This window comes from Streptomyces hesseae, from assembly GCF_031845785.1.
Classification (GTDB): Bacteria; Actinomycetota; Actinomycetes; order Streptomycetales; family Streptomycetaceae; genus Streptomyces; species Streptomyces hesseae.
Map to the genome: position 1 here is coordinate 157,242 of NZ_JAVRFI010000004.1, position 12,207 is coordinate 169,448.

General features: G+C 72.7%; 12 protein-coding genes. All 12 read left to right on the forward strand.

What is annotated here, in order from left to right; all coding sequences use genetic code 11:
* The first annotated feature begins 69 nt into the window (after positions 1-69).
* Complete coding sequence (locus RM609_RS08825; RefSeq protein WP_311609698.1) at positions 70-1,896, forward strand: DUF5941 domain-containing protein; 1,827 nt, start codon at positions 70-72, stop codon at positions 1,894-1,896.
* Positions 1,893-2,645, forward strand: a complete 753-nt coding sequence (locus RM609_RS08830) for a phosphocholine cytidylyltransferase family protein (protein ID WP_311609364.1) — start codon at positions 1,893-1,895, stop codon at positions 2,643-2,645. Before RM609_RS08825 ends, RM609_RS08830 begins: the two co-directional genes overlap by 4 nt.
* Positions 2,633-3,694 (forward strand): iron-containing alcohol dehydrogenase family protein, encoded by a 1,062-nt coding sequence (locus tag RM609_RS08835; protein WP_311609365.1) that lies wholly within the window; start codon positions 2,633-2,635, stop codon positions 3,692-3,694. Before RM609_RS08830 ends, RM609_RS08835 begins: the two co-directional genes overlap by 13 nt.
* The gene (locus tag RM609_RS08840; RefSeq protein ID WP_311609366.1) at positions 3,672-4,451 is read left to right on the forward strand and encodes a CDP-alcohol phosphatidyltransferase family protein; all 780 of its coding nucleotides are present in this window, start codon (positions 3,672-3,674) and stop codon (positions 4,449-4,451) included. Before RM609_RS08835 ends, RM609_RS08840 begins: the two co-directional genes overlap by 23 nt.
* Positions 4,452-4,462: 11 nt before the next feature.
* A complete protein-coding gene (locus RM609_RS08845; RefSeq protein ID WP_311609367.1) occupies positions 4,463-5,359 on the forward strand; it encodes a glycosyltransferase family 2 protein in 897 nt (298 codons plus the stop codon).
* A 92-nt stretch (positions 5,360-5,451) separates the two neighbouring features.
* Entirely contained in the window at positions 5,452-6,387 is a 936-nt protein-coding gene (locus RM609_RS08850; RefSeq protein WP_311609368.1) for an ABC transporter permease, read from the forward strand.
* On the forward strand, positions 6,380-7,168 hold the full coding sequence (locus tag RM609_RS08855) for an ABC transporter ATP-binding protein (RefSeq protein WP_311609370.1): 789 nt from the start codon (positions 6,380-6,382) through the stop codon (positions 7,166-7,168). Before RM609_RS08850 ends, RM609_RS08855 begins: the two co-directional genes overlap by 8 nt.
* 406 nt (positions 7,169-7,574) lie before the next feature.
* Positions 7,575-8,474 carry a squalene synthase HpnC gene (gene hpnC / locus RM609_RS08860; protein WP_311609371.1) on the forward strand — a complete coding sequence of 300 codons (900 nt, stop codon included), beginning with the start codon at positions 7,575-7,577 and terminating at the stop codon, positions 8,472-8,474.
* 8 nt (positions 8,475-8,482) lie between these two features.
* Complete coding sequence (gene hpnD / locus RM609_RS08865) at positions 8,483-9,421, forward strand: presqualene diphosphate synthase HpnD (RefSeq protein ID WP_311609372.1); 939 nt, start codon at positions 8,483-8,485, stop codon at positions 9,419-9,421.
* Complete coding sequence (locus RM609_RS08870; protein WP_311609373.1) at positions 9,421-9,555, forward strand: hypothetical protein; 135 nt, start codon at positions 9,421-9,423, stop codon at positions 9,553-9,555. Before hpnD ends, RM609_RS08870 begins: the two co-directional genes overlap by 1 nt.
* Positions 9,552-11,012, forward strand: coding sequence for a hydroxysqualene dehydroxylase HpnE (gene hpnE / locus RM609_RS08875; protein WP_311609375.1), 1,461 nt, complete (start codon positions 9,552-9,554; stop codon positions 11,010-11,012). The genes RM609_RS08870 and hpnE overlap by 4 nt, the downstream gene beginning before the upstream one ends.
* A 44-nt stretch (positions 11,013-11,056) precedes the next feature.
* The gene (locus RM609_RS08880) at positions 11,057-12,151 is read left to right on the forward strand and encodes a polyprenyl synthetase family protein (protein WP_311609699.1); all 1,095 of its coding nucleotides are present in this window, start codon (positions 11,057-11,059) and stop codon (positions 12,149-12,151) included.
* Positions 12,152-12,207: the final 56 nt, after the last annotated feature.

Sequence of the window (12,207 nt, forward strand, 5' to 3'; positions counted from 1 at the left end):
GGCACGTCAGCCGCCCGCCGCGTCCCGCGGCCGCATGGCGGCCACGCCAGCCGCAAGGAGTGAGTTCGTCTGTCGACCGCCATCCTCATCGGTCCGCCGCCCGCCGGCTCCTCGCTGGAGGACGACCTTCGGGCGCTCGGCTTCGACGTGCGCACCACGACGGGTGCCGCCGGCGCGGCCGAGGAGCTCGCCGCGGTCCCGGCCGCCGAGCGGGTCGCCCTCGTCGACCCCCGCTTCGTAGGCCACCGGCACGCACTGCGGCTGGCCCTCACCGACCCCCGCTTCCCGGCGGGCGCCGTCCCCGGCGCCCTGACGGCACAGCCGGAGGCGCGCGGCGCGCTGGCGCTGGCGCTGACCGAACCGACGGGCGCGGGCCCGGCACCGGCCGCCGAGAGCCCGGCGCAGCCGGCCGGCAGCCTGCCCGACGAGCTCGCCGCCCGGCTCGAAGCCGAAGGCGTCGCCGTGCACCGCCCCGAGCTCGGCGTGCTCGTCGCCGCCGTGCCCGATGACGCGGACGCCCGGGCCAAGACGCTCGCCGAGACCGACGCCGTCGACGACGAGGCCGTACGGCTGCGCGCCGCCGTGAAGTCCCGCGACGGGTTCTTCACCACCTTCTGCGTCAGCCCGTACTCCCGGTACATCGCCCGCTGGTGTGCCCGTCGCGGCCTCACCCCCAATCAGGTGACGACCGCCTCCCTGCTGACCGCGCTGATCGCGGCCGGCTGCGCGGCCACCGGCACCCGGACCGGTTTCGTCGCGGCGGGCGTGCTGCTGATCGCCTCGTTCGTCCTGGACTGCACCGACGGGCAGCTCGCCCGGTACTCGCTCCAGTACTCGACGCTCGGCGCCTGGCTCGACGCGACCTTCGACCGGGCCAAGGAGTACGCCTACTACGCGGGCCTGGCGCTCGGCGCCGCCCGTGGTGGCGACGACGTCTGGGCCCTGGCGCTCGGCGCCATGGTCCTCCAGACCTGCCGGCACGTCGTCGACTTCGCCTTCAACGAGGCCAACCACGACGCCACCGCCAACACCAGCCCCACCGCCGCCCTCTCCGGCAGGCTCGACAGCGTCGGCTGGACCGTCTGGGCCCGGCGCATGATCATCCTGCCGATCGGTGAGCGCTGGGCGCTGATAGCGCTGCTCACGGCGCTCACCACACCCCGTGTGGTCTTCGTCGTGCTGCTGATCGGCTGCGCCTTCGCCGCCTGCTACACCACCGCCGGCCGGGTGCTGCGCTCGCTGACCCGCAAGGCGAAGCGCACCGACCGCGCCGCCCGGGCGCTCGCGGACCTCGTCGACTCCGGCCCGGTGGCCGAGGCCGTGAGCCGCTTCCTCGGCCGGCGGGTGCCCGGCGGGTCGTACAGCGCGCCCTACTGGTCGCTGCTCGCCGCCGCGGCCCTGTTCGTCTGGCCGCTGGCCGCCGGGAACCTGGGCACCTGGCGGGGCCTGCCGTCCGCCGTGGTGTACGCGCTGCTCGCGGGCGTCGCCGTGGCGCACGCCCTCAAGGACCCGCTCGACTGGTTGCTGCCGCCCGTCTTCCGGGCGACCGAGTACGGGATCGTCCTGCTGCTCGCCGCCCGCTCGGGAGCGCCCGGCGCCCTGCCCGCGGCTTTCGGGCTGGTCGCCGCGGTCGCCTACCATCACTACGACACGGTGTACCGCATCCGCGGCGGCACCGGCGCGCCCCCGCACTGGCTCGTCAGGGCCATCGGCGGGCACGAGGGACGTGTGCTGGCGGTCACCGCCGCCGCCTCCCTGTGGCACGGCCGAGGCTTCACCATCGCGCTGACGGTCCTGGCGGCCGCCATCGCGCTCGTGGTGCTCAGCGAGAGCATCCGGTTCTGGGTGTCCTCCGGGGCGCCCGCAGTCCACGACGAAACAGGAGAACCCGCATGATCGGCCTCGTGCTGGCCGCCGGCGCCGGACGGCGTCTGCGCCCCTACACCGACACGCTGCCCAAGGCTCTGGTGCCGGTGGGTCCCGAAGGCGCGGAGGACTCGCTGACGGTCCTCGACCTGACCCTGGGCAACTTCGCCGAGGTCGGCCTGACCGAGGTCGCCGTCGTCGTCGGCTACCGCAAGGAGGCCGTGTACGCGCGCAAGGAGGAGCTGGAGGCCAAGTACGGCGTCACGCTCACCCTGATCGACAACGACAAGGCCGAGGAGTGGAACAACGCCTACTCCCTGTGGTGCGCCCGTGACGTGCTCGGCCGCGGTGTGATCCTCGCCAACGGCGACACCGTCCACCCCGTCTCCGTCGAGAAGACCCTGCTCGCCGCGCGCGGCGACGGCAAGAGGATCATCCTCGCCCTCGACACGGTGAAGAACCTCGCCGACGAGGAGATGAAGGTCGTCGTGGACGCCGACAAGGGCGTCCAGAAGATCACCAAGCTGATGGAGCCCGGCGACGCCACCGGCGAGTACATCGGCGTCACCCTCATCGAGGCCGACGCCGCCGCCGAGCTGGCCGACGCCCTGAAGGCCACCTTCGAGCGCGACCCCGACCTGTACTACGAGGACGGCTACCAGGAGCTCGTCCACCGCGGCTTCAAGATCGACACGGCCCCCATCGGCGAAGTGAAGTGGGTCGAGATCGACAACCACGACGACCTCGCCAAGGGCCGGGAGATCGCGTGCCAGTACTGACGAGGCTCATCCCCTCGCCGGTCGTCGTCGACATCCGCCCCGGCGCGCTGGACAACCTGGCCGGGCTCCTCCACGACCAGCGGATCTCCAGCTCCGGCAAGCTGGCCATCGCCATCAGCGGCGGCTCCGGGGCGCAGCTGCGCGAGCGGCTCGCCCCGGCGCTGCCCGGCGCCTCCTGGTACGAGGTGGGCGGCGGCACCCTCGACGACGCCGTCCGGCTCGGCGACCGCATGAAGAAGGGGCGCTACGACGCGGTCGTGGGCCTCGGCGGCGGGAAGATCATCGACTGCGCCAAATACGCGGCCGCCCGCATAGGGCTTCCGCTGGTGGCCGTCGCCACGAACCTCTCGCACGACGGGCTCTGCTCGCCGGTCGCCACGCTCGACAACGACGCGGGCCGCGGCTCCTACGGCGTGCCCAACCCGATCGCCGTCGTCATCGACCTGGACATCATCCGCGAGGCCCCGTCCCGCTACGTCCGCTCCGGGATCGGCGACGCGATCTCCAACATCTCCGCCGTCGCCGACTGGGAGCTCGCCCACCGCGAGCGCGGCGAGAGCATCGACGGGCTGGCCGCGGCCATGGCCCGGCAGGCCGGCGAGGCCGTGCTGCGCCACCCCGGCGGCGTCGGCGACGACGCCTTCCTCCAGGTGCTCGCCGAGGGCCTGGTGCTCACCGGCATCTCGATGTCCGTCGCGGGCGACAGCCGGCCGGCCTCCGGCGCCTGTCACGAGATCAACCACGCCTTCGACCTCCTCTTCCCCAGGCGCGCCGCCAGCCACGGCGAGCAGTGCGGCCTCGGGGCAGCCTTCGCGATGCACCTGCGCGGTGCCCACGAGGAATCCGCGCTCATGGTCGAGGTACTGCGCCGCCACGGTCTGCCCGTGCTGCCGGGCGACATCGGCTTCACCGACGACGAGTTCGTCTCGGTCGTGGAGTACGCGCCGCAGACCCGCCCCGGGAGATACACCATCCTGGAGCACCTCGACCTCTCCACCGATCAGATCAGGGACGCGTACGCCGACTATGCACAAACCATCAGTCGCTGAACTCCGCCCGGTCGTCCACCCCGCGGGTGTGAAGGACCGGCGCAGTGGCGAGCACTGGATGGGGCGCCTGTACATGCGGGAGATCTCGCTGCGGGTCGACCGCCATCTGGTGAACACCAGGGTCACGCCCAACCAGCTCACCTACCTGATGACCGTGGCGGGCGTCCTCGCGCTCCCGGCCCTGCTGGTGCCGGGGATCTGGGGCGCCGTCCTCGGTGTGGTCATGGTCCAGCTCTATCTGCTGCTGGACTGCGTCGACGGCGAGATCGCCCGCTGGAAGAAGCAGTACTCGAACTCCGGGGTGTACCTGGACCGGGTCGGCGCCTATCTGTGCGACGCCGCGGTCCTGGTCGGCCTGGGCCTGCGCGCCGCCGACCTGTGGGGGAGCGGCCGGATCGACTGGCTGTGGGCCTTCCTGGGCACGCTCGCCGCGCTCGGCGCCGTCCTGATCAAGGCCGAGACCGACCTCGTCGGCGTCGCCCGCCACCAGGCCGGGCTGCCGCCGGTCAAGGAGGCCGCGTCCGAGCCGCGCTCGTCCGGCATGGCGCTGGCCCGCAAGGCCGCCGCGGCGCTGAAGTTCCACCGGCTGATCCTCGGCATCGAGGCGTCCCTGCTGATCCTGCTCCTGGCGATCGTGGACGCGGCCCGGGGCGACCTGTTCTTCACCCGCCTCGGCACCGCCGTCCTGGCCGGCATCGCGCTGCTGCAGACGGTGCTGCACCTGGTGTCCATCCTGGCGTCGAGCAGGCTGAAATGAGCCAGGCCGAAATGAGCGAGAACACGATGAAGGTCGGCGCGGTCGTCCTGACCATGGGCAACCGCCCCGACGAGCTGCGCGCCCTGCTGGAGTCGGTCGCCAAGCAGACCGGCGACCCCATCGAGGTCGTCGTCGTCGGCAACGGCTCCCCGCTGCCCGAGCTGTCCGTGCCCGGCCTGGCCGTGCGCACCGTCGAGCTGCCCGAGAACGTGGGCATCCCGGCCGGCCGCAACGTCGGCATCGAGGCCTTCGGCCCCGCCGGCCGTGACGTCGACGTCCTGCTCTTCCTGGACGACGACGGGCACCTGCCGAGCCAGGACACGGCGCAGCTGTGCCGGGAGGCGTTCGCCGCCGACCCGAAGCTGGGCATCATCAGCTTCCGGATCGCCGACCCGGACACCGGCGTCACCCAGCGCCGCCACGTGCCCCGGCTGCGGGCGTCCGACCCGATGCGCTCCTCGCGCGTGACCACCTTCCTCGGCGGCGCCAACGCGACCCGCACCCGGGTCTTCGCCGAGGTGGGCGGGCTGCCGGACGAGTTCTTCTACGCCCATGAGGAGACCGACCTGGCCTGGCGGGCCCTGGACGCGGGCTGGATGATCGACTACCGGTCGGACATGGTGCTCCACCACCCGACGACCGCCCCGAGCCGCCATGCCGTCTACCACCGCATGGTGGCCCGCAACCGGGTCTGGCTGGCCCGCCGCAATCTGCCCGCGCCGCTGGTCCCCGTCTACGTCGGGGTCTGGCTGCTGCTGACCCTGGCCCGGCGGCCCTCCCTGCCCGCGCTGCGCGCGTGGCTGGGCGGTTTCCGGGAGGGCTGGACGACCCCGTGCGGACCCCGGCGTCCGATGAAGTGGCGTACCGTGTGGCGCCTGACCCGACTGGGTCGCCCGCCCGTGATCTGACAAGCTCGTATCCGAGAGTCGTGTCGAAGAGCATCGGGCGCGCACCGGGGCCTGGCCCCGGTGGGCGCGCCTTGAGGACGAAAGTGTCAACTGTGAGCGAGACAACGCACGACAGTGCGGTCGCCCTGACTGTGCCGTCGTCACCCGACGACGGACTGCCCGCCGCCGAGCTGGCCCGTAAGTACGGCCTCGCGGTGAGCGGCGCCCGGCCGTCCCTGGCCGAGTACACGCGGCAGCTGTGGGAGCGGCGCCACTTCATCGCCGCCTTCTCCCGGGCGAAGCTGACCGCTCAGTACAGCCAGGCCAAGCTGGGCCAGGTCTGGCAGGTGGCCACGCCCCTGCTGAACGCCGTCGTGTACTACTTCATCTTCGGCGTGATGATGGACCAGAAGCGCGCGATGGCGACGAACACCTACGTCCCGTTCCTGGTGACCGGTGTGTTCGTCTTCACCTTCACCCAGAGCTCGGCGATGGCGGGCGTCCGGGCGATCGCGGGCAACCTGGGCCTGGTGCGGGCCCTGCACTTCCCCCGGGCGGCCCTGCCGATCTCCTTCGCGCTCCAGCAGCTCCAGCAGCTGCTCTACTCGATGGTCGTGCTGGCCGTCGTCCTGGTCGCCTGCGGGCACACGCCGTCGATGGCCTGGCTGATGATCGTCCCGGTGCTGGCGTTCCAGTTCCTCTTCAACACCGGACTGGCGCTGATCCTGGCCCGCGCGGGCAGCAAGACCCCCGACCTGGCCCAGCTGCTGCCGTTCCTGCTGCGCACCTGGATGTACGCCTCGGGCGTCATGTACAGCCTGGTCGACAACCTCAAGCGGACCCACGCGTCCCAGTGGGTGATCGATCTGCTGGGGGCCAACCCGGCGGCCGTCTACATCGACCTGATGCGCTACGCGCTCATCGACAACTACGGGGCGAAGCACCTGCCGCCGCACGTGTGGTCGCTGGCGGCCGGCTGGGCCGTGCTGATCGGAGTCGGCGGCTTCGTCTACTTCTGGAAGGCTGAGGAGAAGTACGGCCGTGGCTGAGCAGATCACCCCCAAGGGCTCCGAGAACGTCCCGACCGTGATCGCGGACGATGTCCACATCGTCTACCGCGTCTACGGCGGCAACACCGGCCGGGGCAGTGCCACGGCCGCCCTGAACCGGATCGTCCGCCGGCAGCCGAGCGTCGGTGTGCGGGAGGTGCACGCCGTCAAGGGTGTGAGCTTCACCGCCTACCGGGGCCAGGCCATCGGCCTGATCGGCTCCAACGGCTCCGGCAAGTCGACCCTGCTCAAGGCGATCGCCGGGCTGCTGCCCACCGAGCGCGGCAAGGTCTACACCGACGGCCAGCCCTCGCTGCTGGGCGTCAACGCCGCCCTGATGAACGACCTCACCGGCGAGAAGAACGTGATGCTCGGCGGGCTGGCCATGGGGATGTCCCGGGAGCAGATCCGCGAGCGCTACCAGGGCATCGTCGACTTCTCGGGGATCAACGAGAAGGGCGACTTCATCACCCTGCCGATGCGCACGTACTCCTCCGGCATGGCGGCCCGGCTGCGGTTCTCCATCGCGGCCGCCAAGGACCACGACGTGCTGATGATCGACGAGGCGCTGGCCACGGGTGACCGGGCCTTCCAGAAGCGTTCCGAGGAACGCATCCGCGAGCTCCGCAAGGAGGCCGGCACGGTCTTCCTGGTCAGCCACAACAACAAGTCCATCCGGGACACCTGCGACCGGGTGCTGTGGCTGGAGCGCGGGGAACTGCTGATGGACGGGCCGACGGACGAGGTCGTCCGGGCCTATGAGAAGGAAACGGCCCGCTGACGCGGACGTGACGTCCAAGGCCCCCGCCGGTGCGGTCGCGGCGGGGGCCTTGACCGTTCCGTGACGATCAACTGGCTTATTGCCAGGGCCGATTGGGCGCTCGCGTGGCATGGTATGGATCAGTGCACATACCCCGGCGAGCGTCGGACACCAGTGCGGCGTACGCTGTAGCCTGCTCTTTTGCGGCTGTTTTGGGGCGGGGCGTGGCGATACACGCGGACGGCCCCGCCGCCGGAGCCGCGACGGAGCGGCCCGGAAGGGAGGCCAGGGGCACGGCCCGCCCTGCGGCGTGTCCGAAATAGGATGTTCTGGGTCGGCAGTGTAGAACGGGAGATGTGACGGCAATGGTTACGGGAACTCTCCAGATCAGAGACGCGTACGCCGTCCCCGGTCCGGGCAGCCCGCGATGACCGCGGGGACGGACGCGCACGCGCGCGCCGTGCTCGACAAGGCCGCGCACGAGAACTTCCCCGTGGCGCCCTTCTTCGTGCCACGCGCCTGGCGTGCCGATCTCATGGCGGTCTACGGCTACGCCCGCCTCGTCGACGACATCGGCGACGGCGACCTCGCCCCCGGCGGCCGCGACGCCGAGCTGCTCGGCCTGGACCGCGAGCAGACGGACGACCGCCCGGCCATGCTGGACGCCTTCGAGGCCGACCTCCGGCGCGTCTTCGACACCACCGGCACGGGCCCGCGCCACCCGCTGCTGCTCCGCCTGCGTCCGACCGTCCGCCGGTGCGGTCTGACCCCCGAGCCCTTCCTGGGGCTGATCGAGGCGAACCGCCAGGACCAGCGGGTGCGCCGCTACGGGACCTACGCCGACCTGCTCGCCTACTGCGAGCTGTCCGCGAACCCCGTCGGCCGCCTCGTCCTGGGCATCACCGGCACCACCAGCCCCGAGCGGGTACGCCGCTCGGACGCGGTCTGCACCGCCCTGCAGATCGTCGAACACCTACAGGACGTCGCCGAGGACCTCCGGCGCGACCGCGTCTACCTGCCCGCCGAGGACATGGCGCGTTTCCGCGTCACGGAGGCCGATCTCGCCCTCCCGACCGCTGGCGCGTCGGTGCGCGCCCTGGTCGCGTACGAGGCGGAACGCGCCCGGCGCCTGCTGAATGAAGGCACCCCCCTGGTGGGTAGCGTCCACGGCAGGCTGAAGCTGTTGCTCGCGGGATTCGTGGGCGGAGGGAGGGCCGCACTCGCCGCGGTCACCGCCGCGGGGCACGACGTTCTCCCCGGACCGCCCAAGCCCACCAAGCTCAGCCTGCTGCGCGAGGTGGGGGCGACACTGCGAAGAGAGGGGTGAGCCGGAACGTGAATGCAACGCCACAAGCGTCGCCGCCGGTACTCGCCGCGTACAGCTACTGCGAAGCCGTCACAGGACAGCAGGCCGGCAATTTCAGCTATGGGATCAGGCTGCTGCCCACCGCCAAGAGGCGGGCCATGTCGGCGCTGTACGCCTTCTCCCGGCGCGTCGACGACATCGGGGACGGCCCCCTGGACCCCGAGTCCAAGCGGCTGCGGCTGGAGGACGCCCGCACCACGCTCGACCGGATCCGGGCGGGCGACATCGAGGAGGACGACACCGACCCGGTGGCCGTCGCGCTCGCCCATGCCGTGCGCCGCTTCCCCATCCCCCTCGGCGGCCTCGACGAGCTCATCGACGGCGTCCAGATGGACGTCCGCGGCGAGACCTACGAGACCTGGGACGACCTCGCCCGCTACTGCCGCTGTGTCGCCGGCGCCATCGGACGGCTCTCCCTGGGCGTCTTCGGCACCGTGCCCGGCGCACGGGACGCCGCGCGCGCCCCGGAGTACGCCGACACGCTGGGCCTGGCGCTCCAGCTCACCAACATCCTCCGCGACGTCCGCGAGGACGCGGCCAACGGCCGCACCTACCTGCCCTCCGACGACCTCGCCAAGTTCGGCTGCTCGGCCGGATTCCACTCCGCCCTGCCCCCGGCCGGCGCGGACTTCACCGGCCTGGTCCACTACGAGGTCCGGCGCGCCCGCGCGCTGTTCGCCGAGGGCATGAAGCTGCTGCCCATGCTCGACCGGCGCAGCGGCGCCTGCGTCGCGGCCATGTCCGGCATCTACCGCCGGCTGCTGGACCGCATCGCCGAGGAGCCCACGGCGGTGCTGCGCGGCCGCGTCTCGCTGCCGGGCCACGAGAAGGCCCTCGTCGCCGTCCGCGGACTCTCCGGCTACGACGCGCGCAGCGTCCACCGGCAGACCGCCAGGGGGCGCGTTTGATGACCCGCGCCCGCACCATGACGACCCGCACCGGCCGTACGCCCGGCGAGACGCTCCACCGCACCGGAAACCGGTGCGCAACCCTCCGCCCGGTGGACGCGTCCCTGACAGCAGCCGAGGGGATGGGCGCATGACGGAACGAACGACAACCCGGCCCGACCGGCTCCGCACGGACCAAGCAGGCCGCCCCGACGGGGCGGCCGCGGTAGTGATCGGGGGCGGACTCGCCGGTGTCACGGCGGCCCTCGAACTCGCCGCCGCCGGGCTCCGCGTCACCCTGCTGGAGGGCCGGCCCCGCCTCGGCGGGCTCGCCTTCTCCTTCCGCCGCGGCGAGCTGACCGTCGACAACGGCCAGCACGTCTACCTGCGCTGCTGCACCGCCTACCGGTGGTTCCTCGACCGGATCGGCGGCACCCACCTGGCCCCCCTCCAGGACCGGCTCGACGTACCCGTCCTGGACGTCGGCCACCCCTCGGGCAGGGCCCGCCTCGGCCGGCTGCGCCGCGCCGGCCTGCCCGTACCCCTCCATCTGGCCGCCAGCCTCGCCACCTACCCACACCTCTCGCTCGCCGAACGGGCCGCGGTAGGGCGGGCCGCGCTGGCGCTGCGCGGCCTCGACCTCGACGACCCCGCACTCGACGGCGTGGACTTCGGCACCTGGCTGCGCCGCCACGGCCAGTCGCCCCGGACGGTCGAGGCCCTGTGGGACCTGGTGGGCGTGGCCACCCTCAACGCCACCGCCGACCACTCCTCGCTGGCCTTGGCCGCCATGGTCTTCAAGACCGGCCTGCTCTCCGACCCCGGCGCCGCCGACATCGGCTGGGCCCATGTGCCGCTCGGCGAGCTCCACGATCGCCTGGTCCGCGCCGCGCTGGACGCCGCCGGCGTCCAGGTCGCGCTGCGTACCCGCGCCACCCGGATCGCCCGCCGCCCCGACGGCGGCTGGCACATCGACACCGAGGCCGGGCCGGGCGAGGGCGAGCGGCTGGAGGCCGGCACCGTCGTCCTCGCCGTGCCCCAGCGCGAGACCCACGCCCTGCTGCCCGAGGGCGCCCTCGACGATCCCGACCGGCTGCTCGGCATCGACACCGCGCCCATCCTCAACCTCCACGTCGTCTACGACCGCAAGGTCCTGCGGCAGCCCTTCTTCACGGCGCTCGGCAGCCCGGTGCAGTGGGTCTTCGACCGCACCGACTCCTCCGGGCTGGCCGGCCGCGACAAGGCCGCGCAGTACCTGGCCGTGTCCCAGTCCGCCGCGCAGGACGACATCGACCGGCCGGTCGCCGAGCTGCGCGAGCGCTACCTCCCCGAGCTGGCCCGGCTGCTGCCGGCCGCCCGGACGGCGCGGGTGAAGGACTTCTTCGTCACCCGCGAGCGGACGGCGACATTCGCCCCCACCCCGGGCGTCGGCCGGCTCCGGCCCGACGCCCCCACGAACGCGCCCGGCCTCTACCTGGCCGGTGCGTGGACCGCCACCGGCTGGCCCGCGACCATGGAGGGCGCGGTGCGCAGCGGCCTCGCCGCCGCCGGCGCGGCCCTCTCCGAGCTGGGCCGGCCCCACCGGAGCCCCCTGCGGGAGGCGGCGGTATGAACCAGCGAGCCCTCAAGGCGCGCGTTCCCGCGAGCGGGACGCGCATGAGCACGACCACCACCAGAGGAGAGACCGTGACATCGGCGATCCCAGCTGTCGACACCGCGGGCGTGCGCGCCCTGCTGGAGCGCGGACGGACGCTTGCCACTCCGGTGCTGCGTGCCGCCGTGGACAGGCTCGCTGCACCCATGGACACCGTCGCCGCCTACCACTTCGGCTGGATCGACATCGACGGCAAGCCCGCCCACGGCGACCCGGGCAAGGCCGTCCGGCCCGCCCTGGCCCTGCTGTCGGCCGAGGCCGCCGGTGCCCCCGCCGAGACCGGCATCCCCGGCGCGGTCGCCGTCGAGCTCGTGCACAACTTCTCGTTGCTGCACGACGACCTCATGGATGGCGACGAACAGCGCCGCCACCGTGACACCGTCTGGAAGGCCTACGGGCCGGCCCAGGCCATCCTCGTCGGTGACGCCCTCTTCGCGCTCGCCAACGAGATCCTGCTGGAGCTCGGCACCGTCGAGGCCGGGCGGGCCACCCGCCGGCTCACCACCGCCACCCGCAAGCTCATCGACGGCCAGGCCCAGGACATCTCCTACGAGCACCGCGAGCGCGTCACCGTCGCGGAGTGCCTGGAGATGGAGGGCAACAAGACCGGCGCGCTGCTGGCCTGCGCGGTCTCCATCGGCGCGGTCCTCGGCGGCGCCGACGACCGTACGGCCGACACCCTGGAGGCCTACGGCTACCACCTCGGCCTCGCCTTCCAGGCCGTCGACGACCTGCTGGGCATCTGGGGCGACCCGGAGGCCACCGGCAAGCAGACCTGGAGCGACCTGCGGCAGCGCAAGAAGTCCCTCCCCGTGGTCGCCGCCCTCGCGGCCGGCGGCCCCGCCTCCGAGCGGCTCGCCGGCATCCTCGCCGCCGACGCCAGGCTCACCGACGCGCAGCTCGCCGACTTCGACGAGGAGGAGTTCGCCTCCCGCGCGGCGCTGATCGAGGAGGCCGGCGGCCGTGAGTGGACCGAGCAGGAGGCCCGCCGCCAGCACGCCACCGCCGTCGAGGCCCTCGACGGCATCGACATGCCCGCGGAGATCCGCGCGCAGCTCGTCGCGCTCGCCGATTTCGTCGTCGTACGGAAGAGTTGATCACGATTAACGCGAACTAGCCCCGCGGTCTCCGGCCGGTGCCCTGTGTGTGCGGC

What these genes read in the sequence shown, in the direction of transcription:
- RM609_RS08870 (WP_311609373.1), top strand. Translation starts at nt 9,421, where the DNA reads ATGACCCGCGCCCGCACCATGACGACCCGCACCGGCCGTACGCCCGGC.
- RM609_RS08840 (WP_311609366.1), top strand. Translation starts at nt 3,672, where the DNA reads ATGCACAAACCATCAGTCGCTGAACTCCGCCCGGTCGTCCACCCCGCG.
- RM609_RS08880 (WP_311609699.1), top strand. Translation starts at nt 11,057, where the DNA reads ATGAGCACGACCACCACCAGAGGAGAGACCGTGACATCGGCGATCCCA.
- RM609_RS08845 (WP_311609367.1), top strand. Translation starts at nt 4,463, where the DNA reads ATGAGCGAGAACACGATGAAGGTCGGCGCGGTCGTCCTGACCATGGGC.
- RM609_RS08830 (WP_311609364.1), top strand. Translation starts at nt 1,893, where the DNA reads ATGATCGGCCTCGTGCTGGCCGCCGGCGCCGGACGGCGTCTGCGCCCC.
- hpnC (WP_311609371.1), top strand. Translation starts at nt 7,575, where the DNA reads ATGACCGCGGGGACGGACGCGCACGCGCGCGCCGTGCTCGACAAGGCC.
- hpnE (WP_311609375.1), top strand. Translation starts at nt 9,552, where the DNA reads ATGACGGAACGAACGACAACCCGGCCCGACCGGCTCCGCACGGACCAA.